The 23,132-nt window shown below is 55.6% G+C and carries 23 protein-coding genes; 8 read left to right on the top strand and 15 right to left on the bottom strand.

All coding sequences use genetic code 11. The features are described 5' to 3' along the window. The 6 genes from arnC to arnF are packed head-to-tail and all read left to right on the top strand — an operon-like array spanning position 1 to position 6,232. A complete protein-coding gene (gene arnC, locus WB371_RS07110; protein ID WP_336219388.1) occupies positions 1-981 on the top strand; it encodes an undecaprenyl-phosphate 4-deoxy-4-formamido-L-arabinose transferase in 981 nt (326 codons plus the stop codon). Next, a complete protein-coding gene (gene arnA, locus WB371_RS07115) occupies positions 981-2,963 on the top strand; it encodes a bifunctional UDP-4-amino-4-deoxy-L-arabinose formyltransferase/UDP-glucuronic acid oxidase ArnA (protein ID WP_336219389.1) in 1,983 nt (660 codons plus the stop codon). The genes arnC and arnA overlap by 1 nt, the downstream gene beginning before the upstream one ends. Then, the gene (gene arnD / locus WB371_RS07120; RefSeq protein ID WP_336219390.1) at positions 2,960-3,862 is read left to right on the top strand and encodes a 4-deoxy-4-formamido-L-arabinose-phosphoundecaprenol deformylase; all 903 of its coding nucleotides are present in this window, start codon (positions 2,960-2,962) and stop codon (positions 3,860-3,862) included. Before arnA ends, arnD begins: the two co-directional genes overlap by 4 nt. Next, on the top strand, positions 3,859-5,514 hold the full coding sequence (arnT, locus tag WB371_RS07125; protein WP_336219391.1) for a lipid IV(A) 4-amino-4-deoxy-L-arabinosyltransferase: 1,656 nt from the start codon (positions 3,859-3,861) through the stop codon (positions 5,512-5,514). The genes arnD and arnT overlap by 4 nt, the downstream gene beginning before the upstream one ends. Further along, positions 5,511-5,846 carry a 4-amino-4-deoxy-L-arabinose-phosphoundecaprenol flippase subunit ArnE gene (gene arnE, locus WB371_RS07130; protein WP_336219392.1) on the top strand — a complete coding sequence of 112 codons (336 nt, stop codon included), beginning with the start codon at positions 5,511-5,513 and terminating at the stop codon, positions 5,844-5,846. The genes arnT and arnE overlap by 4 nt, the downstream gene beginning before the upstream one ends. After that, entirely contained in the window at positions 5,846-6,232 is a 387-nt protein-coding gene (arnF, locus tag WB371_RS07135) for a 4-amino-4-deoxy-L-arabinose-phosphoundecaprenol flippase subunit ArnF (protein ID WP_336219393.1), read from the top strand. The genes arnE and arnF overlap by 1 nt, the downstream gene beginning before the upstream one ends. Before the next feature lie 3 nt (positions 6,233-6,235). On the opposite strand, the gene pmrD is transcribed toward arnF, so the two are convergent. The 9 genes from pmrD to WB371_RS07180 form a co-directional block, all read right to left on the bottom strand. Further along, positions 6,236-6,499, bottom strand: coding sequence for a signal transduction protein PmrD (gene pmrD, locus WB371_RS07140; protein ID WP_336219394.1), 264 nt, complete (start codon positions 6,497-6,499; stop codon positions 6,236-6,238). A gap of 108 nt (positions 6,500-6,607) precedes the next feature. After that, positions 6,608-7,972 carry an o-succinylbenzoate--CoA ligase gene (gene menE, locus WB371_RS07145; protein WP_336219395.1) on the bottom strand — a complete coding sequence of 455 codons (1,365 nt, stop codon included), beginning with the start codon at positions 7,970-7,972 and terminating at the stop codon, positions 6,608-6,610. Then, the gene (gene menC, locus WB371_RS07150) at positions 7,969-8,931 is read right to left on the bottom strand and encodes an o-succinylbenzoate synthase (RefSeq protein ID WP_336219396.1); all 963 of its coding nucleotides are present in this window, start codon (positions 8,929-8,931) and stop codon (positions 7,969-7,971) included. The genes menE and menC overlap by 4 nt, the downstream gene beginning before the upstream one ends. Continuing rightward, positions 8,931-9,788, bottom strand: coding sequence for a 1,4-dihydroxy-2-naphthoyl-CoA synthase (gene menB / locus WB371_RS07155; RefSeq protein ID WP_336219397.1), 858 nt, complete (start codon positions 9,786-9,788; stop codon positions 8,931-8,933). Before menB ends, menC begins: the two co-directional genes overlap by 1 nt. A gap of 14 nt (positions 9,789-9,802) precedes the next feature. Continuing rightward, positions 9,803-10,561: a 2-succinyl-6-hydroxy-2,4-cyclohexadiene-1-carboxylate synthase gene (gene menH / locus WB371_RS07160; RefSeq protein WP_336219398.1), complete on the bottom strand. Its 759-nt coding sequence runs from the start codon at positions 10,559-10,561 to the stop codon at positions 9,803-9,805. Further along, positions 10,558-12,228, bottom strand: coding sequence for a 2-succinyl-5-enolpyruvyl-6-hydroxy-3-cyclohexene-1-carboxylic-acid synthase (menD, locus tag WB371_RS07165; RefSeq protein ID WP_336219400.1), 1,671 nt, complete (start codon positions 12,226-12,228; stop codon positions 10,558-10,560). The genes menH and menD overlap by 4 nt, the downstream gene beginning before the upstream one ends. An 84-nt stretch (positions 12,229-12,312) precedes the next feature. Then, complete coding sequence (menF, locus tag WB371_RS07170) at positions 12,313-13,611, bottom strand: isochorismate synthase MenF (RefSeq protein ID WP_336219401.1); 1,299 nt, start codon at positions 13,609-13,611, stop codon at positions 12,313-12,315. A 96-nt stretch (positions 13,612-13,707) separates the two neighbouring features. Then, positions 13,708-14,013 (bottom strand): stress response protein ElaB, encoded by a 306-nt coding sequence (elaB, locus tag WB371_RS07175; protein ID WP_336219402.1) that lies wholly within the window; start codon positions 14,011-14,013, stop codon positions 13,708-13,710. Positions 14,014-14,067: 54 nt separating this feature from the next. Then, on the bottom strand, positions 14,068-14,529 hold the full coding sequence (locus tag WB371_RS07180) for a GNAT family N-acetyltransferase (RefSeq protein ID WP_336219403.1): 462 nt from the start codon (positions 14,527-14,529) through the stop codon (positions 14,068-14,070). Between the two features lie 66 nt (positions 14,530-14,595). Here WB371_RS07180 and rbn point away from each other — a divergent pair, with 66 nt between their 5' ends. After that, the gene (gene rbn, locus WB371_RS07185; protein WP_336219404.1) at positions 14,596-15,513 is read left to right on the top strand and encodes a ribonuclease BN; all 918 of its coding nucleotides are present in this window, start codon (positions 14,596-14,598) and stop codon (positions 15,511-15,513) included. Between the two features lie 63 nt (positions 15,514-15,576). Then, positions 15,577-16,581, top strand: coding sequence for a chemotaxis protein (locus WB371_RS07190; RefSeq protein WP_336219405.1), 1,005 nt, complete (start codon positions 15,577-15,579; stop codon positions 16,579-16,581). A 58-nt stretch (positions 16,582-16,639) separates the two neighbouring features. Here WB371_RS07190 and nuoN read toward each other — a convergent pair whose 3' ends face one another. The 6 genes from nuoN to nuoI all read right to left on the bottom strand — a co-directional run bounded on the left by nuoN (position 16,640) and on the right by nuoI (position 23,125). Further along, entirely contained in the window at positions 16,640-18,097 is a 1,458-nt protein-coding gene (nuoN, locus tag WB371_RS07195) for an NADH-quinone oxidoreductase subunit NuoN (protein ID WP_336219406.1), read from the bottom strand. A 6-nt stretch (positions 18,098-18,103) separates the two neighbouring features. Continuing rightward, positions 18,104-19,633, bottom strand: coding sequence for an NADH-quinone oxidoreductase subunit M (nuoM, locus tag WB371_RS07200; RefSeq protein ID WP_206164142.1), 1,530 nt, complete (start codon positions 19,631-19,633; stop codon positions 18,104-18,106). A 246-nt stretch (positions 19,634-19,879) separates the two neighbouring features. Next, positions 19,880-21,721, bottom strand: a complete 1,842-nt coding sequence (gene nuoL / locus WB371_RS07205) for an NADH-quinone oxidoreductase subunit L (protein ID WP_336219407.1) — start codon at positions 21,719-21,721, stop codon at positions 19,880-19,882. Further along, positions 21,718-22,020 (bottom strand): NADH-quinone oxidoreductase subunit NuoK, encoded by a 303-nt coding sequence (gene nuoK, locus WB371_RS07210; protein WP_000612644.1) that lies wholly within the window; start codon positions 22,018-22,020, stop codon positions 21,718-21,720. Before nuoK ends, nuoL begins: the two co-directional genes overlap by 4 nt. Continuing rightward, entirely contained in the window at positions 22,017-22,571 is a 555-nt protein-coding gene (gene nuoJ, locus WB371_RS07215) for an NADH-quinone oxidoreductase subunit J (protein ID WP_042317811.1), read from the bottom strand. The genes nuoK and nuoJ overlap by 4 nt, the downstream gene beginning before the upstream one ends. 11 nt (positions 22,572-22,582) lie before the next feature. Then, the gene (nuoI, locus tag WB371_RS07220) at positions 22,583-23,125 is read right to left on the bottom strand and encodes an NADH-quinone oxidoreductase subunit NuoI (protein ID WP_005129470.1); all 543 of its coding nucleotides are present in this window, start codon (positions 23,123-23,125) and stop codon (positions 22,583-22,585) included. Positions 23,126-23,132 lie beyond the last annotated feature (7 nt).

Here is a 23,132-nt window from a genome sequence, read left to right on the forward strand (position 1 = left end):
ATGTTTGAAGCGACTCCGATTAAAAAAGTGTCAGTGGTGATCCCGGTTTACAACGAGCAGGAGAGCCTGCCGGAATTGCTTCGACGGACCACTGAAGCCTGCGAAAGCCTCGGAAAAGCCTGGGAAATCCTGTTAGTGGATGATGGCAGCAGCGATTACTCAGCACAGATCTTAAGAGAGGCATCAGAAGCTGAAGGCAGCCATGTCGTTGCGATTCTGCTCAATCGCAACTATGGGCAACATTCCGCCATTATGGCCGGATTCAGCCACGTAACCGGCGACCTGATCATTACCCTTGACGCCGATCTGCAAAATCCCCCGGAGGAGATCCCCCGACTGGTGGCGAAAGCCGATGAAGGTTATGACGTGGTGGGAACGGTGCGCCAGAATCGCCAGGACAGCCTGTTCCGCAAGACGGCGTCGAAGATGATCAACCATCTGATTCAACGCACAACGGGCAAAGCGATGGGCGACTATGGCTGTATGCTGCGCGCCTATCGACGCCACATTATTGACGCCATGCTGCATTGCCACGAACGCAGCACTTTTATCCCCATTCTGGCGAATATCTTTGCCCGTCGCGCAACAGAAATCCCGGTCCATCACGCGGAACGTGAATTCGGCGATTCCAAATACAGTTTTATGCGCCTGATTAACCTGATGTACGACCTGGTAACCTGTCTGACGACAACCCCTTTGCGCATGCTCAGCCTGCTCGGCAGCGTGATCGCGATAACCGGTTTTACCCTGTCGATATTGCTGGTCATTCTCCGACTAACGCTGGGACCGCAGTGGGCAGCGGAAGGTGTGTTTATGCTGTTCGCTGTCCTGTTTACCTTTATTGGCGCGCAGTTTATTGGGATGGGATTACTCGGTGAGTACATCGGGCGAATCTACAATGATGTCCGCGCCCGTCCCCGCTATTTTGTCCAGCACGTTATCCGCCCGGAAAGCCTGAATTCGACTGAGGAAAATCAATAATGAAAGCTGTTGTCTTCGCATATCACGATATGGGATGTCTGGGCGTTCAGGCCCTGATTGACGCGGGTTATGACATTGCCGCTATTTTTACCCATACCGATAATCCGGGAGAAAACGCCTTTTTTGGCTCCGTTTCTCGTCTGGCGGCTGACGCGGGCATTCCCGTTTACGCGCCCGATAACGTCAATCACCCGATCTGGGTTGAGCGCATTCATCAGCTTGCACCTGAGGTGATTTTCTCGTTTTACTATCGTCATTTGCTGAGCGATGCCATTTTAGATCTGGCCCCGGCCGGCGCGTTTAACCTGCATGGATCGCTGCTGCCGAAATATCGCGGCCGCGCGCCGCTGAACTGGGTGCTGGAGAATGGCGAAAGCGAAACGGGCGTTACCCTGCACCGCATGGTGAAGCGTGCCGATGCAGGCGCCATTATCGCGCAGCAGCGCGTTGAAATATCACCTGACGATATGGCCCTGACGTTACACCACAAACTGTGCCAGGCCGCGCGACAGATGCTGGGGCAGACGCTGCCCGCCATCATGCAAAAAGAGATTCATGAGGTGCAGCAAAACGAAAGCGAAGCGACCTGCTTTGGTCGCCGCACGCCCGAAGACAGTCGTCTTGACTGGAGTAAACCCGCGTCTACGCTGCACAACATGGTGCGTGCCGTGTCAGCCCCCTGGCCTGGCGCATTCAGCCATTCCGGTACGCAAAAGTTTACCGTCTGGTCGTCCCGTGTTCATCCTCAGACAGACGCCGCCCTGCCCGGAACGGTAATTTCGGTGTCTCCTTTGCTGATTGCCTGTTCGCAAGGTGCGCTGGAGGTCGTGACCGGACAGGCAGGTGATGGCATCACCATGCAAGGCGCACAGTTAGCGCAGGTGTTGGGGCTGGTGACAGGTTCACGTTTAAACAGCTCGACACTGGTCGCCAGTAAGCGCCGTACCCGCGTGCTGATTCTGGGCGTGAATGGCTTCATCGGTAATCATCTTACCGAACGCCTGCTGCGGGAAGATAACTACGAAATCTATGGTCTGGACATCGGTAGCGATGCGATTGACCGTTTCCTCAGCCATCCACGCTTTCACTTTGTTGAAGGGGATATCAGTATTCACTCTGAGTGGATCGAGTACCACGTTAAGAAGTGCGATGTGGTGCTACCGCTGGTCGCTATTGCGACGCCGATTGAATACACCCGCAACCCGCTGCGCGTCTTTGAACTGGATTTTGAAGAGAACCTAAAAATCATTCGTTATTGCGTGAAATACCGTAAGCGCATCATTTTCCCGTCAACGTCGGAAGTGTATGGGATGTGTACTGACAAGGTGTTCGATGAGGACAGTTCAAATCTGATTGTCGGCCCGGTCAACAAACCCCGCTGGATTTACTCTGTGTCCAAGCAGCTTCTGGACCGCGTTATCTGGGCATATGGCGAAAAAGAAGGGCTTCGCTTTACCCTTTTCCGCCCGTTCAACTGGATGGGGCCGCGTCTCGATAGCCTGAACTCCGCACGAATTGGCAGCTCACGCGCCATTACTCAGTTGATCCTCAATCTGGTGGAAGGTTCGCCAATCAAGCTTATCGACGGAGGCAAACAAAAACGCTGCTTTACGGACATTCGCGACGGCATCGAAGCGCTCTACCGGATCATCGAAAATGAAGGGGGACGCTGCGAGGGTGAAATCATCAATATCGGCAACCCGACAAACGAAGCCAGTATTAAAGAATTAGCAGAGATGCTGCTGGAGAGTTTCGACAAGCATCCGCTGCGCCATCACTTCCCGCCATTTGCCGGATTAAGAGTTGTCGAAAGTAGCAGCTATTACGGTAAGGGCTATCAGGATGTGGAGCACCGTAAGCCCAACATTCGCAATGCCAAACGCTGCCTGAACTGGGAACCCACTATCGACATGCGCGAGACGGTTGAAGAAACCCTGGACTTCTTCCTGCGCAGCGTGGAACTCACGGATCAAACATCATGACAAACGTGGGCTTGCGCATTGATGTCGATACCTTTCGTGGCACCCGCGAAGGCGTACCTCGTCTGTTAGAGACATTGAACCGATATAATATTCGGGCAAGTTTTTTCTTCAGCGTTGGGCCAGACAATATGGGACGCCATCTCTGGCGTCTGATAAAGCCTCAGTTTCTGTGGAAAATGCTGCGTTCCAACGCCGCATCGCTCTATGGCTGGGATATTCTGTTAGCGGGCACGGCCTGGCCGGGCAAAGAGATCGGCCGGGCAAATGCCGCGATTATCCGTGAAACGGCGCGCCATCATGAAACCGGGTTGCATGCCTGGGATCATCACGCCTGGCAATCCCGCAGTCCCCACTGGAGCGAGCAGCAGCTCACCGAGGATATTTCACGCGGTATCTCGGCGCTGGAGGCCATAACCGGCCAGCCGGTCACCTGCTCGGCGGTTGCAGGCTGGCGCGCTGACCAGCGCGTCGTGCGGGCCAAACAGCCGTTCTCGCTGCGATACAACAGCGACTGTCGCGGCAGTGCGCCGTTTCGCCCGCTCCTCGGGGATGATCTCTTTGGCACACCGCAAATTCCGGTGACGCTCCCCACCTGGGACGAGGTTGTTGGCGTCGAGGTTCATGCTGAGGATTTCAATCCCTGGATCCTCGCGCGTATGCAGCGGGATAGAGGCACGCCGGTCTATACCATTCATGCCGAAGTCGAAGGCTGCGCATACCGCAGCCAGTTTGAAGATCTCCTCCAGCGCGCCGTTGATGCAGGCATTACGTTCTGCCCGCTTGGCGATTTATTGCCTGACGATCGACAGACATTACCGCCCGGGCAAATTGTCCGCGGGAAAATGGCAGGAAGAGAAGGCTGGCTTGGCTGTCAGCAATCTGTGAGCATCAGACAATGAAGAATATACGTCACTCACTGGCATTGATTGCATTTATCGCGTTGGGTTATCTGATCCCTGTCAACCTGCGTCTGCTCTGGCAGCCGGATGAAACACGCTACGCCGAAATCAGCCGTGAAATGTTAGCCTCCGGCGACTGGCTGGTCCCCCACTTTTTGGGACTGCGATATTTTGAAAAACCGATTGCTGGCTACTGGATCAACAGCATCGGGCAATGGCTGTTTGGCGCAAACAACTTTGGCGTTCGTGCTGGCGCGATTTTTGCGACGCTACTGACCGCCCTGCTGATCGCCTGGCTTGCAATGCGTTTATGGCAGGACAGACGAACAGCGCTGTTATCAGCCATTATCTTCCTGTCGTTGTTTATCGTGTATAGCATCGGCACCTACGCGGTACTCGATCCGCTGATTGCGCTCTGGCTGGTGGCAGGAATGTGCAGTTTCTGGCTGGCAATGCAGGCCACCACGTGGAAAGGCAAAAGCGCCGGATTTCTGCTGCTGGGGCTCACCTGCGGGATGGGGGTGATGACCAAAGGTTTTCTTGCGCTCGCCGTCCCGGTGCTCAGCATCTTACCGTGGGTAGCGGTCCAGAAACGCTGGAAAGATCTGTTTCTGTTTGGTGGCCTGGCTGTCATCAGTTGTGTCGCCATTATCCTGCCGTGGGCGCTGGCCATCGCCCGCCGCGAGCCCGATTTCTGGCACTATTTTTTCTGGGTCGAGCATATCCAGCGTTTCGCGAAAGACGACGCGCAGCACAAAGCGCCGTTCTGGTACTATCTGCCCGTGCTGATCGCCGGAAGTTTGCCGTGGCTTGCGCTACTGCCGGGAGCACTGAAAACTGGCTGGCAGTCGCGCGATGAGTCCCGTAGCGCCCTGTATCTGCTGGGCTGGATTGTGATGCCGCTTGTCTTTTTCAGCATCGCCAAAGGTAAGTTACCCACCTATATTCTCTCGTGCTTCGCGCCGCTGGCGATGCTGATGGCGAGATACGGACTGAGCGCCGCAGAAAAAGGAGGTAAGGCACTACGCATCAACGGCTGGCTCAACATTCTGTTCGGTATCATCGGGATTATCGCCACGCTGGCCATCTCCCCTTGGGGGCCGCTCAAGTCGCCTGTCTGGGTTTATATTGAGATTTATAAAGTCTTTTGTTCACTGGGTATTTTCTCGGTGTGGGCATTCTTCGGCTGGTATACGTTGAGCAACCCCGAAAAAAGCTGGATTTACTCAGCGCTTTGCCCAACCGGGCTGGTGTTGCTGTTTGGTTTTTCCATACCGGACAGGGTGATGGAATCTAAACAACCGCAGTTTTTCGTTGAGATGACCCGGGAAACCCTTGTCCCCAGCCGCTATATTCTGACGGATAGCGTAGGGGTCGCCGCAGGACTTGCCTGGAGTCTGAAACGTGATGACATCATCATGTATGGGCAAACGGGTGAGCTGAAATATGGACTTAACTACCCTGATGCCAAAGGTCGTTTCGTCAGCTACAACGGTTTTGCTGACTGGCTCAGCCAGCATCGTCAGGAAGGAGTCATTACACTCGTGCTTTCCATCGCGAAGGATGAAGATATCAACCGTCTTGCCATTCCCCCTGCTGACACCATCGATAATCAGGGGCGTCTGGTGCTGATTCAGTATCGGCCCAAATGATCTGGCTGGTTCTGATGATGGCCAGTCTGCTCAGCGTGGCCGGGCAATTGTGTCAGAAACAGGCAACGCGCCCTGTGTCTGTCAGCGCGCGCATGCGGCATATTTCCCTGTGGCTCGGGCTGGCGCTGGTCTGTCTCGGTCTGGCGATGGCGCTGTGGCTGCTGGTGCTACAAAACATTCCCGTGGGTATCGCCTATCCGATGCTGAGCCTGAATTTTGTCTGGGTCACGATGCTGGCATGGAAAATCTGGCAAGAACCCGTCACGCTTCGTCACTGGCTGGGTATCGCACTCATCATCAGCGGAATTTTCATTCTGGGGAGCGCGGCATAATGGGATTACTGTGGGGATTGTGTAGCGTCATTATCACGTCAGTCGCGCAACTTAGCCTCGGCTTTGCCATGACAAACCTGCCGCCAGTCATGCACTGGCAGGCTTTTATCCCCGCATTGTTTTCCCTGAATCCCGCTCCACTGGCGCTGTTTTTCGGGTTAATGGGATATCTGGTTTCAGTTTTCTGCTGGCACAAAGCGCTACATCAACTCGCCCTGAGCAAAGCCTACGCCTTGCTCAGTCTGAGTTATGTGCTGGTGTGGATTGCCTCGATGATTTTACCTGGCTGGCAAGGCACGTTCTCACTGAAAGCGCTGGTGGGCGTGGTATGTATTATGGCTGGGCTGATGACGATTTTTCTTCCCGCGCGTCAGAAATCCCTCTGACGTTCAGGCTTTCTCCAGTAAGGCCTTCAAACGCTCCCACTCCTCACTGGTATAATGTCGGGCGTCCAGAATCTTTATCGTCCGCGATTTATCGCGATTAATGCAATACCGGGCATCTTTCAGCGGAGAAAGCATGTCGCCTGCGCTGACAACCCAATCGGATTGCACTTCTGCCAACATTTTCAGGGAGTCGCCTGTGTCACTCAGCACCAGCACATGCTTCCCTGACGTCTTATTGCAGCATGACTTTTTTACCCGCCATTCCATTGCTTACCTTACCCGTTGTGAATGTTCACATAACGTTACACTTTAGCAGATAAACAAAGCTGCAATAGCAGGTAGATCGCAGACGTGTGAAGTGAAATTAGTGATTTTTTACTGAGTTACATTGCTTACCCAATCGATGAGCGCCCGCCGGGAAATTTTAATACCGCCATTTTTCAGTTCTGCCGGAAGCGATAACCAACGTACTGGCTGCTGAAAACGCGCCAGTTTGTCTTTTACCCATTCGCTGAGATCAATGTCCGCATCGCCGCTCTCATACTCAATAACCGCCACTGGACGATGCCCAAACTCGGCGTCTGCAACAGGAACAACAAAAGCCTGAAGTACATGCGGATGCGTCACGATAACCCGTTCGACCTCTTCAGGTTGAATGCCCTCGCCACCACTGAAAAAAAGATTATCCAGACGCCCGGAGATAGTCAGTTTTCCGCCTTGCAGCACGCCGCGATCGCGCGTGGCAAACCAGCCCTCGTCGTTAACCAGCGGCACCAGTTTGCCATTACGCCAGTAACCTTCCGCTATGCTGGCCGCTCGCAGCCAGACTTCATCATTCACAATTCTGACTTCTCGTCCCGGTAAGGGCATACCGACATCAGCCAGACCATCTGCCTCTTTCGCACACACCGTCGAGGCAAACTCCGTCAGGCCGTAACCACACCAGCAGCGGATCCCCTGGGCGCGGGCCTGTTCGGTTAACGCCACCGGAATCGCCGCCCCCCCGAGCAAAACCGCTTTCAACGCGACCGGCGTCTGGTTCACCAGCAGACGCCAGAGTTGCGTCGGCACCAGCGAAGCATGCGTACATCCGGCCAGCATCTGTTCCAGCGGCTGCTTTTCGCGCACGGTCATCCGCGCTCCGGCAAACAGCCAGCGCCACATAATTCCCTGCCCGGAGACATGGAACAGCGGCAAAGAGAGCAGCCAGTCGTCGTCTTTTGCCAGCGGCATTAGCGACAGTACGCCTTCAGCACTGGCAAGATGCGCCTGACAGGCATGAACTGCCGCTTTCGGCAGACCGGTCGAACCGGAGGTCAGGGTCATGGAACACAGACGCTGCGGCTGCCAGTCGACGGCATACTGCCCATCTGCATTCTGGCCGTCCAGCGAGAGCAGAAAGGGAAAGGGATTATCACCCTCCAGATCCAGCGCAAACTGCAGCGTGAGCTCGGGCAACAGGGTTGTCAGCAGGGAGTGAGGAAGCTGCGGATTGACCGGCAGGATCCTCGCCCCACACTGTAACAGCGCCAGCCACGCCAGCACCATCTGCGGATGGTTCCAGGCGCGCAGCATAACGCCGCAGCCTTCAGTGACCCCCTGCGCGGCAAAACCACTCGCGAGCGCATCAATGCGGCCACAGAGCGTACGCCAGCTTAGCACCTCGTCATTCAGGCGTAAGGCTGGCGCATCTGCCCGAACCTGCCGCCAGTAACGCCACGGCCAGTCAGGAAAGGTCATCGCACTCTTTCCAGCGCATCTTGTTCAATCAACGGCAACGGACTGCCCGGCCAGCGGCGAATCTGCTGGGCCTGCATCAGACTCAGCGTGTCCAGACCGGGAATTGTCTGCGGCGTCAGCCATGCGGCAATGCGCGCCAGTTGGGTGAGGCCCAGGCTCGACTCGATGGACGAACTGATCACCGCCGTCAGCCCCAGCGCATGCGCCGCCTGCACCTGTTCGCGAACCTTCTCCAGCGACCCGGTCAGCGTCGGTTTGATCACCACCGCGCGTACCCCCTCTTCTGCCTCAAAGACAAAGTCCGGTTCACGCAGGCTTTCATCCCAGGCGATCGCAATGCCGGTTTCAAGGGCGAAAGCTCGGGAGTCCTCCCGCGTTTTGCACGGTTCTTCGAAGAAAGCGATGCGGTCGCGGTAATCCGGATTCACGTACTTTGCGAACTGCTGCGCCTTGAGCGGAGTCCAGGCGCGGTTGGCATCCAGACGCAAATGCAGTTCTGGTATCGCCTCCAGCAGCAGGTTGACCACCATGCCGTCACGCACCGCTTCGTACAGTCCGACTTTCACCTTTGCGACTTTTTCGCCTGGCATGTCGGCCAGTTGCAATACCAGATCGTCCGGATCCCCGGTACACAAGGGTGCCGCCCGATAGTCCGCAGCCTCAGGCAACGTTCCGGCGATTTCCGCCAGCGCGCAGCTTACGCCGAAAGCCACGGACGGCATCGCGGGCAAGGCATCCTGTCCCTGTAGCCAGCCATCAACCCAGGCCAGCAATACGCTCTGCGCCTCTTCCCAGGTTTCCTGACTGAATCCCGGCAGCGGGGAGATTTCCCCCCAGCCCTGACGCTCGCCATCGCACAGACAGACATACAGCCCGTCACGCGTTTTTAACCGCCTGTCGCGCAGAATCACCCCCGCGTCCATGGGGATCTGCCAGCGGTATACCTGCGCGCTACGCATTACGGATTCCGTTTGAATTTGCTGAAATCAGGCTGACGTTTCTGGTTGAAAGCGTTACGGCCCTCCTGACCTTCTTCCGTCATGTAGAACAGCATGGTCGCGTTACCCGCCAGTTCCTGTAGCCCTGCCTGACCATCACAGTCTGCGTTCAGCGCCGCTTTCAGGCAACGTAGCGCCATTGGGCTGTTCTGCAACATTTCACGGCACCAGCGCACGGTTTCTTTTTCAAGGTCTGCCAGCGGGACAACGGTGTTGACCAGGCCCATGTCCAGCGCCTGTTTAGCGTCGTACTGACGGCACAGGAACCAGATTTCACGCGCTTTCTTCTGCCCAACGATACGCGCCATGTAGGATGCGCCCCAGCCGCCGTCAAAGGAGCCCACTTTCGGGCCGGTCTGACCAAAGATGGCATTTTCCGCCGCGATCGTCAGGTCGCACATCATATGCAGAACATGACCGCCGCCGATGGAATACCCCGCCACCATCGCCACGACCGGCTTCGGACAGGTACGGATCTGACGCTGGAAATCCAGCACGTTCAGATGATGAACGCCGGAGTCGTCCTGATAGCCGCCGTAGTCACCACGCACTTTCTGGTCACCACCCGCACAGAACGCTTTATCGCCCGCGCCGGTTAAAATAATCACGCCCACGTTGTCGTCATAACGGGCATCAGCCAGCGCCTGAATCATCTCTTTGACGGTCAAAGGACGGAATGCGTTGCGCACCTGTGGACGATTAATGGTGATTTTTGCAATACCGTCGGTGGATTTTTCATAACGAATGTCCGTGTAACCTTCGGAGCAGTCGTGCCATTCAACCGGTGCGTAAAGCATTGTTTCATCAGGATAGATCATAGTGTGTCCTTTAGTCAGAGACGCAGAATCTGAGCCAGACTGTCCACCACGCCTGCGGGATTTTCCCGGTGCGCGTTGTGTCCGGCGTTACGAATCACATGGCGGGTCGCGGCTAATTCCGCCGCAAGGGCGCAAAATTTGCTGTCACGTTCACCACATAAATAATAAAACGGAAATGCGCGCGCGCTGAGCGCCGCGCGTAAATCAGGCTGAACGGCCAGCGAGGTGGCCTCCAGCATGGCAGCCAGCGTTTCGCCGTTATTCTGGCTGCGCAAGGCGATCAGCGCCTCCCGTTGTTGCGCGTTCAGCGAAGCAAAAACCGGCTGCTGATACCAGTCATGAAAAACGTCGGTCAGCGCGTCATGGCGAAAGCGTTCCGCCCAGTGACGGTCAGAACGTTGGCGCGCATCACGTTCCGCATCGCTTTGCAGTCCCGGATGTCCGCCTTCTACCACCAGACCGCTAAGCCCCGGCATCCCCTGACAGGCCGCCATCATCGCTATTCTGCCGCCGAGAGAGTATCCCACCAGCCAGTAGTTCAGTATGTTGTAACTAAGTAGGGTATTACGCAATAACGCAGTGACATCAGCAAACCCACTGACATGAATATCAGCCGATCCGCCATGCCCTGGCAAATCAAGATACAGTCGGGAAAAGCCGGAAAGCGTCTCGCCAACCGGCTGCCATTCCTGAGCGTCGCCAGAAAAGCCGTGCAAAAAAACCAGCCAGGGTAAACCGGGCTGAACGTTTTTTGCCTGCGCGTGCAGGATCATAGATGGCTTACCTGCGCCAGTAACTGCTGCAGGGTCTGCGCGCCGTCGGTATCATTGACCACCAGTTCAATCACCGTGGTTGCAGGGGTGCGCCATGCCCCAGCCAGCGCCGCATCCAGTTCATTCCAGCTTTCCGGGCGGTGATACTTGAGATTAAACATCGCTGCGGCATGCTCAAAATGAACATTTTGCGGCATCAGATAAAAGCGTTCGCGTTCGCTCTGCGGCGTGGGCAACAGCGAGAAAATCTGCCCGCCGTTATTGTTCACGACAATCAGCACGAACGGCGCGGAAACCTGACGTAGCAAGGCTAACGCGTTGAGATCGTACAACGCCGACAGGTCGCCGACGATCGCCAGCGTCGATTTTGCGCTCGCACGCTGCACGCCCGCCGCCGTCGATAAGAGTCCGTCAATTCCGCTGGCGCCACGATTGCTGTAAACCGGGTAACCCGCAGGGAGTTTTGACAGCGCATCAATCAGGCGTACCACCAGGCTGTTGCCGACAAAGAGCTGCCCTTGCTCAGGCAGATAGTCGCGGATACGATGAGCCAGTTGCGCTTCACCAAACGTATCCCGACGCGCCACCACCGCCTGCCAGGCCTGTTCCGCCAGACGCGGGATGTCAACGCACCAGGGCTGGCGTTTTTCCGCCGGATGCAGTTCCAGCCAGTCACCAGGTTTTGCGACCAGACGGCGACCACGATGATGCGCAGGATCGAGCCGTCCTTCGATATTATCGACAATCCAGTACTCGTCAGGCGTACAGCTTGCCTGCCATTGCAGTAAACGTTTTCCGGTCAGACTGCTGCCCAGTTGCACAACAATCTGCGCCTGTTGTAGTTCCGTAATCGCCTTCGCGTTACCAAGCCAGAGATCGGCACAGGGAAGCGGCTGGCCGGTTTGCGACAGAACATCGCCGATCAGCGGCCAGCCCAGCGTCTGCGCCCACTGTGCGACTTTTTTGCCCTCTTCCGCGCTCATTCTCCCGGCAATCACCACGCCGCGTTTTTGTCGCCAGAAGAACCAGTCGCGCTGTTTGTCACTCTCCAGCCGGCGCGCTTCGCGCAGCCAGGGTTTATCATCCTGCCACCAGTCACCGAGACGTTGTTGCCAGGCCAGACCGGTATCGTCCATGTCGCCATACAACGGTTCAGCAAACGGGCAGTTGATGTGCACCGCCCCCGCATGTAGCGAGGCAAGCGCATTATCGATGGTCGACACCAGCCAACTGGCGGGAATATCCTGCGTTGGGCGCGGAAGAGAAAGCGTCTGTGACGGATGCGAAGCAAACATACCGGCCTGACGAATCGCCTGATTCGCGCCACAGTCAATCAGCTCAGGAGGGCGATCCGCGGTCAGCAGGATCAGTTTTTCCCCCGTTAACCCGGCTTCAATCAGCGCCGGGTAAAGGTTAGCGACAGCCGTACCCGACGTGACAATCACGGCAACGGGCTGCTTGCTCACTTTCGCCAGTCCCAGCGCCAGATGCCCAAGACCACGCTCATCAAAATGGGTGTGGTGAATAAAAGCGGAATTGTCCGCCGCTGCCAGGGTGAGCGGCGTAGAGCGAGAGCCAGGGGCAATGCAAACATGCCTGACACCGTGGCGAGTTAATGCTTCCAGAATGACCGCCGCCCAGCGTCGGTTAAATGCGCTTACTGACATGAGATTGTCCGGTATCAATATTGCGACTAAGTATAAAGAACGGAAAAAATTGATTATTGATATGAGTCGGGAATATGTGACTCATTACCCGTCCATCTGGAACAAAGATCGCAGGCCTGCTGCTTTGTTGTCAATTTCCTGCCACTCCTGCTCAGGATCTGACCCGCGAACAATACCCGCGCCGGCATACAGCCGTACCACATTCCCACTGATCTTCGCCGACCGCAGCGAGACACAAAACTCGCTCTGTTGTAATGACAAATAACCAGCCGAACCGGCATACCATTCGCGTTCGAAGGGTTCATGCTGCTGTATAAACGCCCGTGCCCGTTCGCGCGGGATCCCGGCGACAGCGGCAGTAGGTTGAAGCTGGACTAAACACAGGATGTCATCAGCCTGATTAAGCGCCGTCCAGATGCAACGCCTTAAATGCTGCACTTTTCGCAACCGCAAAACCTGTGGCGGCAGAACGTCCAGTGAGTGGGTGTAATCCTGCAATCGCTGGCAGATGTCTTCAACCACCAGCATATTTTCGCGCTGGTTTTTATCGTCCTTCATCAGCCATTCACCCAGTTGCCAGGCTTTATAGTCATCGGGATGATTCGCCACGGTCCCGGCGAGCGCCTCAGTACGAAGCGCAGTATCACGGCGTCGCCAGAGACGTTCCGGGGAAGACCCCAGAAACGCGCGCTCTGCACAGAAGGCCATGAAAAAATGATAGCAGTTGAGGTTTAAACGGCGGCTTGAGGCCATGACGGCAGCGGCATTGACCGGATGTGAAAAGTGCAAATCACTGGCCCGCGCCAGAACCACTTTTTCGAGCGTCTCTTCGGCGATCGTTTCGGTGGCCTTGTTAATCAGGCTTATCCATCCTGCTTTTTCCGGCCAGTGCTGCTCATGGGTTAGCGTCAGACGTAGCGTCGGCAATGGTTTTGCATTGGCCAGCGCGGCAAGAAATGTGATCGCGCGATCGGCATCCTCGCGCAGAGAAATATCGCTGCACAAATGCAGACGCAGTACCGCCACGCCCGCGCAGCGTCGCCATTCGAGGCGTGGCAAAAACAGAAACCCTTTCTGTGGGTCGAAGTCATTCAGTCCCCAGATACGCAGATCGTTCTGCCGGGGATGTTGACGCAGAAAGCGCTGCGCCGCCTCAAGAGAAGGAAATGTTGCGACGTCGCCGAGTACCGCCGCTTCTTCATCGCCATTGCGCTGTTGCCAGTAAAATTGAGGGTAGATGGTCTGACTAGCCAACCAGCTTAAAGCATCAAAGGCGTCATTAAGGGGAAAAGGGACATCGAGAACCCGGATACCAGGTACCGCGGGGATCGCCTGCGATAAAAGACGCGTCAGACTTTCCAGCGCAGTAGTGAGTGAATGCACGCGGACCTCTCCCTTTTAAAACCTCACATTATACGGGGTACTGCGCAAAAAAAGCAGTACCTCCGTTTAGGGAGTAAATGCGATCCCCGTTACAGGTTAGCGTCGGGCTAACAGTAATCCGAGCACCAGTCCAACCGCCGCACCAACACCAATGCCCTGCCAGGGCTTTTCATGCACATAATCATCAGCACGATAAACCGCCTGTTTGGCACGATAATAGTAGCTGTCCGAAGCGTGGCTCACACGATTTTTCACCTCTTCCAGCGCCCGTTCCGCGCGCGCTTTCAGCTCGATATACTTTTGATCGGCAGGGTCGCCTGAAGAACGCAGCACCTCCTCCAGCGTTTCACTCAGCAGCGTCAGGTCATCATCAATACGCGAGTCACCAAATTGATAAGACATTCTTGTTCTCCATTTTAGTAAAACCTGTTCCTAACTATAGACAACGACGCAGGATTACGCCTGAATCGTCTCACGCGCCATCCCGATATGCGGGATGCCATCCTCGTCATACACCCCAGTGACCGGCGTAAAACCGAATCGCCCATAGAAGCGCTGCAAATGTGCCTGCGCGCCAAGATACAGCACCTTCTCCGGCCAGTGTTGCTGGCAGGACGCCAGCGTCTGTTCCATCAGCGTTTGCCCCAGTTTCTCCCCGCGTAGCGCTTCGCTGACGATCACCCGCCCAATCACCACGGGCTCCAGATCATCAGCACTTTTCAGAATCCTTGCATATGCCACGAGTTCACCGTCATGCCAGCCGAGAATATGGCGGTTTTCGCCTACCAGATCGTCGCCATCCACGTCGAGATAGGGGCAATGTTGTTCGACGACAAACACCGCACAGCGTAGTTTTAACAACGCATAGAGTTGCGGGACCGTTAATTCGGAATGATGCAGATCTTGCCAGGTGATCATCGTGCGCTCCTTTTTCCGTAAACGTTTTATACTAGCCAGATTATTTTTCAACAGTGTAATGAAATAATGGAATTTCTCTTTTTAGGTACCTCGGCGGGCGTCCCCACGCGCACGCGCAACGTCTCGGCGCTTTTATTGCATCATCAGCACCCGACTCAACCCGCGCTGTGGCTGTTCGACTGTGGCGAAGGCACACAGCACCAGATGCTGAGCACAGCACATCATCCCGGCAAGATTGAACGTATTTTTATCAGCCATCTGCATGGCGATCATCTGTTTGGTTTACCGGGGTTATTGTGCAGTCGTTCGATGGCTGGCAATGCCCATCCGCTAACGATTTATGGCCCACAGGGAGTGCGTGAATTTACCGAAACGGCGCTGCGCCTGAGCGGTTCCTGGACAGATTATCCATTGAATATTATCGAAATCACCGCCGGTGAAATTCTGGATGATGGACTGCGTAAAGTGACCGCCTGGCCACTTGAGCACCCGCTGGAATGCTACGGTTTTCGCGTTGAAGAACATGATAAACCGGGAGCATTGGATGCCAGAGCATTGAAAGCCGCCGGGATCAAACCCGGTCCCTGGTTTCAGGATCTGAAGGCCGGTAAAACCATCACGCTCGAAGATGGCAACGAGATACGCGGTTCAGACTTTCTCGCCCCGTCAATACCCGGTAAGAAGGTGGCCATTTTTGGTGACACAGCCCCCTGCGCATCAGCGCGTGAACTGGCAAAAGGGGTCGATGTGATGGTGCATGAAACCACGCTGGATACGGCAATGGAAGAAAAGGCCAACAGTCGCGGACACAGCTCTACCCGTCAGGCGGCGTTGCTGGCGCGGGAGGCCGGGGTGGGGAAACTGATTATGACCCACGTCAGCTCACGCTATGACGCCACAGGCTGCCAGCGGTTACTGGCGGAGTGTCAGGCGATTTTCCCGGCAACCGAACTTGCGGATGATTTCGCTGTTTTCTCCGTTTAACGCTCCATTTTTTGCCCTCAGTGCCGATAACAGTAAAAACGCTGTATTCACACTGAGGACAGAATGGATAATTTCCAGAAAGATATCGATGACAGGGCAAATCTGACCCTGTCCAACCGCTTTGAACTGCTGCTGTTTCGTCTTGGCACTTCTGTGCACGAACAGAAGTCTGAGCTGTTTGGCATTAACGTGTTCAAACTGCGCGAAATTGTCCCCATGCCTGCTTTCACTCGTCCCGCGGGGATGAAATCGCCCCTGTTGGGAATGGTCAATATTCGCGATCAGGTGATTCCGGTCATCGACCTTCCTGCCGTTGCCGGTTGCAAACCGGAGAACGGGCTTAATATTCTGTTGATCACCGAATACGCCCGCAGTGTCCAGGCTTTCGCGGTTGAATCAGTTGAAAACATCATGCGTCTGGACTGGAAGCAGGTACACACTGCGGAAAAAGCGGTGAATGGGCGTTATATCACCAGTATCGCCTGTCTGGATGAAGATAAAGAGACCAACAACCTGGCGCTGGTGCTTGATGTAGAACAGATCCTCTACGACATCGTGCCGTCGAACCACGATCTGCGCGCAAAAGAACTGAAAACCAATAAGTTCAACATCACGCCCGGTGCCGTCGCCATTGTTGCGGAGGATTCCCGTGTGGCCCGTGCGATGCTGGAGAAAGGATTAACGGCGATGGACATTCCCCACCAAATGCACATCACCGGTAAAGATGCGTGGGAGAAAATCCAGCAACTGGCACAGGAAGCGGAAGCGGAAGGAAAATCTGTCAGCGATAAAATCGCCCTGGTATTAACCGATCTGGAAATGCCGGAGATGGACGGGTTCACGCTTACCCGAAAAATCAAAACCGACGAGCGACTGAAGAAAATCCCGGTCGTCATCCACTCGTCCCTCTCTGGCAGCGCCAACGAAGATCACGTTCGCAAAGTGAAAGCCGATGGCTATGTGGCGAAGTTTGAAGTCAATGAACTGTCATCCGTTATTCAGGAAGTGATGGATCGTGCGGCACAAAACATCAGCGGTCCGCTGGTTAGTCGTCAACTGATTGCCTGATGATTCTTCACCCATAAAAAAACCCGCCTCGGCGGGTTTTTCGTTTTTTGCTTGTCACTTACATCAGCGGCGCAGCTAACTGCACAATGCTGATCAGCGGCTGCGGGTAGATACCCAGCACCAGCACCAGCAGTGCGGAGATCAGCACCACGATACCGCCTGCGCTGTACTGCCAGTTGGTTGGCGCATCGCGGTTCAACTGCTGCGGCGCGTGGAGGTACAGGCTGACCGCGACGCGGAGGTAGTAGTACAAACCAATCGCAGAACCCACCACCACAGCGGCAACCAGCCACCACAGGTGAGCCTGTACACCGACCGCCAGCACGTAGAATTTACCGATAAAGCCCAGCGTCATCGGGATACCCGCCAGAGACAGCATCATCACCGTCATTACCGCCGCGAGGATCGGACGATGCCAGAACAACCCACGGTAGGAGAACAGAGAATCTGCATCCGGACCACGGTACGGGCTGGACATCAGGCTGACCACGCCGAACGCGCCGAGGCTGCTGAACAGGTAACCGGCCAGGTAAACGCCAACCGCTTCCATCGACATCTCGCCGCTCTGCAGGGCAATCAGCGCCACCAGCAGATAACCGAGGTGAGAGATAGACGAGTAACCGAGCAGACGCTTGATGTTGGTCTGGCTCAGCGCCATCAGGTTACCGAAGATGATGGAGGCAAAGGCGATCACACCCAGTACCACGCGAACCGCTTCGCTGTCGCCAACCGGCGCGTACAGGAACAGACGCATCACCACCCCAAAGATAGCGATTTTACTCGCCGTCGCCAGGAAGGTGGAAACCGGTGCCGGCGCGCCCTGGTAAACATCTGGCGTCCAGAGATGGAACGGCACCAGTGAAAGTTTGAAGCCCAGGCCAACAATCATCATCCCGAAGCCCGCCAGCAGCAGCGGCTCGTTTAACATTCCATCGCCGAGGCTCTTACCGAGCGCGACAAACGACAGGTTGCCAGACTGCGCGTAAACCAGCGCCATACCGAACAGCAGGAATGAAGACGCGGCGGCAGACAGGATGGTGTATTTAATGCTGGCTTCAAGCGATCGTTTCTGACGGAACGCATAGCCCACCAGCCCAAACAGCGGCAGGGAGATAAGTTCAATCCCGAGGAACAACGCCGCCAGATGATTGGCGTTCGCCAGCAGAATGCCACCCAGCGCAGCAATCAGCACCAGCAGGTAGAACTCTTCCCGGTTGTCGTCATAGCCTTCCAGCCACGGGTAGGCAAAGGTACAGGTCGCCAGACTCGCCAGCAGAACCAGTCCGGTGTAAAGCATCGCGAAACCATCAACCCGCATCAGCGGGGTGACGTCCATCGCGCCAGCCTGGCCAACAAACCAGAGCGAAACCAGCGCAGCGTTAAGCCCAATGACCGACAGCGTGGCATTGAGGAAGTGATTGCGTCGCCACGCAATGGAGAGCATCACAACCACCACCGTCAAGCCGACGATCAGCAGCGGTAGCAGCGCAATCAGGTGTTGTGGAGTTATTGTCATGGCGATTTACGGCCTTGTAGTAGTAACGGAATTAACAAACCACTGCTGGATGTTGCTCATCGCAGAATGCGAGGTATCCAGAATCGGCTGCGGATAGAAGCCAAGCAGTACCAGAAGCACGACCAGCAACAGGATGATAAACAGCTCACGCAGCGACATCCCTGGCAGTTCTTGTTTTGCAATCTGACTCTTCGCTTTACCAAAGTAAGCGCGATGCAGCATCGCCAGCGAGTAAACAGAGGCAAACACCAGACCAAAGGTCGAAATCACGGTGATAACCGGAACCACCTGGTAGCTGCCGAACAGGATCATGAATTCGCCAACGAAGTTACCGGTGCCCGGCATACCCAGCGTCGCCACCGCAAAGAACATCGACAGCGCAGGCAACCATTTCATTTTGCCCCACAGACCGCCCATCATGCGCATATCACGGGTATGCAGACGCTCATACAACTGACCGCACAGAATGAACAGACCCGCCGCCGACAGACCGTGCGCAATCATCTGAATGACCGCGCCCTGATAGGCCAGTTGGCTACCGGTGTAGATAGCGATCAGCACAAAGCCCATGTGTGAAACAGAGGTGTAAGCAATCAGACGTTTGATATCGTATTGCGTAAACGCCATCCACGCACCGTAGAAGATACCAATGACGCCAAGCCACATCGCGATAGGCGCAAACTCCGCCGACGCGTTCGGGAACAGCGGCAGGGAGAAACGCAGCAGACCGTAAGCCGCGGTTTTCAGCAAAATACCCGCGAGGTCAACGGAACCGGCTGTCGGCGCCTGGGAGTGCGCATCCGGCAACCAGCCATGCAGCGGAACCACCGGCATTTTCACCGCAAAGGCAATGAAGAAGCCCAGCATCAGCAGATATTCGACGCCGTGAGACATCGGGGTTTTCAGCAGGTCTTCATAGTTGAAAGTCCACACGCCGGTCGCATTGTGGTGAACAAACACCAACGCCAGGATGGCAATCAACATCACCAGACCACTCGCCTGGGTGTAAATGAAGAACTTGGTGGCCGCCGTGATGCGCGTTTTCCCGTCGGACGCCTTATGGCCCCACAGCGCGATCAGGAAGTACATCGGCACCAGCATCATTTCCCAGAAGAAGAAGAACAGGAACATGTCGATGGCAAGGAACACGCCGATAACGCCGCCCAGGATCCACATCAGGTTCAGGTGGAAGAAGCCCTGGTATTTCTCGATTTCTCGCCAGGAACAGAGTACCGCCAGAACACCGAGCAGACCGGTCAGCACAACCATCAGCAGCGACAAACCGTCGATAGCCAGGTGAATCGAGATGCCAAAGCGCGGGATCCACGGCAGGACAAATTCAGATTGCCACTGCGGAATGCCGGCAGATTGCGTCAGCGAATAGCCCCCCTGCAGCCACAGTTGCAGGCCAAGTGCGAGCGTCAGTCCCATGGTTACCAGCGCTATCCAGCGAGGCACCTTCACGCCAAAGCGTTCGGTCTGCCAGCAAAGGAAGCCACCGATAAAAGGGATTAATATCAACCAAGGTAATAACATGGTGATTTTTGTTCCTTGTTTAAGTCCCGTTCAGGCTATCGTACTCGTCATAGCGAACCCCGGCTGTGCTCGCAATCCTCACGTACTTCAGTACGCTCCGGTTGCTCTGCGCAGGCGGTGTCCACTCTGACTTTGCCGATAACGCCTGTCCTTTTGGACCTGATTTTCAACGAATTCTAAAAATTATGGGTTTCCAGGCTGGATAAACGCAGCGCCGTCCGGCAGTCGTTCATCCAGCCAACAAACTCAATGCAGTACCATCAGCAGTGCCAGCACCACGACAGCGCCAATGCTCATTGATGCCACATACCAGCGCAGGTAACCGTTCTCGCTGAACAGCAGGCCTTTACCTGCAAAGCGGGAAAGGATTGCCGGTACGTTCATCAGCGCATTAAGCGGATCGCGTTTAAGCAGCCAGGCGACGCCAAGGAATGGCTTGACGAACACTTTGTCGTACAGCCAGTCGAAACCCCAGGCGTTATACCACCAGGTCCCCAGCAGACGGCCAGGCGCACTGTTGGCAATTGAGGTCACCAGAGTACGTTTACCCAGCCACAGCCAGGCGGCAATCAGGATGCCCGCAATCGCTACAACGCCAGAGGTAATCTCCAGGGTCATCACGTGGCTATGATCAAGCTCTGTTGTCTGCGGCAGTACACCCTGCAACGGCGGTACAATCAGCGCGCCAACGAAGGTGGACAAGATCATCAGGACAATCAGCGGCAGGTGGTGAGTAATCCCCTTCCCTGCATGAGCGTGAATTTGTTCTTTACCGTGGAACACGATGAAAATCATACGGAAGGTATACAGGGAGGTCATAAACGCACCGACCAGACCTGCCACCATCAGATTGATATGACCATTTGCCATCGCGCCTGCCAGAATCTCATCCTTACTGAAGAAGCCTGCGGTAATCAGCGGCAATGCCGACAGCGCCGCGCCACCCACCAGGAAGCAGAGATAGACCAGCGGAATGGACTTACGCAGGCCGCCCATCTTGAAGATGTTCTGTTCGTGATGGCAGGCCAGAATCACCGAACCGGACGCCAGGAACAGCAGCGCTTTAAAGAAGGCGTGCGTCATCAGGTGGAAAATCGCCGCATCCCATGCCTGAACGCCAAGCGCCAGGAACATGTAACCAATCTGGCTCATGGTGGAGTAAGCGAGAACACGCTTGATGTCGGTTTGTACCAGTGCGGCAAAACCCGCCATCACCAGCGTCACCGCGCCGACGATACCCACCAGATGCAGAATTTCCGGAGTCATCAGGAACAGGCCATGAGTGCGCGCGATCAGGTAGACACCGGCGGTCACCATCGTCGCGGCGTGGATCAACGCAGAAACAGGCGTTGGACCCGCCATCGCGTCGGCAAGCCATGTCTGCAACGGAAGCTGCGCCGATTTACCGACCGCGCCGCCGAGCAGCATCAGCGTCGCCCAGGTGAGCATGTTGTTGCCCGCCTCAAAGTGCGCTGGTGCCAGCTCCACCATTTCGCGGAAGTTCAGGGTACCCAGTTCGTTGTACAGAATGAACAGTGCGAAGGCGAGGAACACATCGCCCACACGGGTCACGACGAACGCTTTCATCGCCGCGGCGCCATTCTTCGGATCGCTGTAATAGAAGCCGATCAGCAGATAAGAGCACAGACCCACGCCTTCCCAGCCGAGGTACATCAACAGCAGGTTATCGGACAGCACCAGAACAACCATGCTGGCGATAAACAGGTTGGTGTAAGCGAAGAAGCGAGAGTATCCCTCTTCACCGCGCATGTACCATGAAGCGAACATATGGATCAGGAAGCCAACGCCGGTTACCACAGAGAGCATGGTCAGCGACAGGCCGTCCAGCACCAGGTTGAAACCGATGTTGAAGTCACCCACAGACATCCACGTCCACAACGGCTGGCTGAACGCCTGCTTACCGTTGGCGAAGAAGTCTACGCCAACAAAGGCCGTGACCAGTGCCGCCAGACCGATAGAGCCTACGCCTATGGTTGCGGAGAGATTTTCAGACCAGCGCCCACGAGAGAACGCCAGCAGGACAAAGCCAATCAATGGCAGAATGATGGTTAAGGCAAGCATGTTCATCCACGCATCTCACTTACTGAATCGATGTTCAGGTTCTGGCGACGGCGATGAAGTTGTAGCAACAGCGCAAGCCCGATACTCGCTTCCGCAGCCGCAAGGCTGATGGCGAGAATGTACATCACCTGACCATCGGTCTGGCCCCAGTAGCTACCGGCGACCACGAAGGCCAGCGCGGAAGCGTTGATCATGATTTCCAGCCCAATCAGCATAAACAACAGATTGCGGCGAATCACCAGACCGGTTAAGCCCAGAACGAATAAAATCGCAGCGAGGATCAGTCCATGTTGTAAGGGGATCATGCGTGCTCCTCCGTTTTTCTTTTCGCGCTGTCGTCTTTACGGTTGCTCAGCACTTCGCCCGAACGCTCTTCGCGTCCGACGTGGAAGGCGACAACCAGACCTGCCAGCAGCAGCATAGATGCCAGTTCAACCGCCAGGACGTAAGGCCCAAACAGCGTAATACCGACCGCTTTCGCGCTGATTGGCGTACCGTCGATACCCTGGTCGTTAACGCCCAGAATGGCGTAAACAATCACCACCAGCATGATAGCCGACAGAATTGCCGGGCCAATCCACACCTGGGGTTTCAGCCACTGGCGTTCCTGTTCGATTTCAGAACCGCCCAGGTTAAGCATCATGACCACAAACACGAACAGCACCATGATAGCGCCCGCGTAAACGATGATCTCCAGCGCCCCCGCAAAGTAAGCCCCCAGCGAGAAGAACACCCCGGAAATCGCCAGCAGCGAAATAATCAGGTACAGCAGCGCGTGTACCGGATTAGTGTGGGTGATGACTCGCAAGGTGGCGAGAATGGCTATCAGGCCACAGATATAAAAAGCGAACTCCATTGCCCCTCTCCTTACGGTAACAGGCTCTTGACGTCGATAGGCTTGGCTTCGTTCTCTGCTTCGCCCTTATCTTTGCCGTCGATTGCCATACCTGCCATCCGGTAGAAGTTATATTCCGGGTATTTACCCGGACCGGAGATCAGCAGATCCTCTTTCTCGTAAACCAGATCCTGGCGCTTGTACTCACCCAGTTCGAAATCTGGCGTAAGCTGAATCGCGGTGGTCGGACAGGCTTCTTCACACAGACCGCAGAAAATGCAGCGTGAGAAGTTAATGCGGAAAAACTCCGGATACCAGCGACCGTCTTTGGTCTCTGCTTTTTGCAGAGAGATACAGCCTACCGGACACGCTACCGCACACAGGTTACAGGCAACGCAGCGCTCCTCGCCGTCCGGGTCGCGGGTCAGAACGATACGACCACGAAAACGGGGCGGTAGATAGACCGGCTCTTCCGGGTACATCTGCGTTTCGCGTTTCGCGAACGCATGCAGGCCGATCATCCAGATACTGCGTACCTGGGTGCCGAAGCCTACTAACAATTCTTTTAAGGTCATGGTCTTT

Origin of the sequence: Citrobacter amalonaticus (assembly GCF_037053465.1) — a bacterium.
GTDB classification, from domain to species: Bacteria; Pseudomonadota; Gammaproteobacteria; order Enterobacterales; family Enterobacteriaceae; genus Citrobacter_A; species Citrobacter_A amalonaticus_H.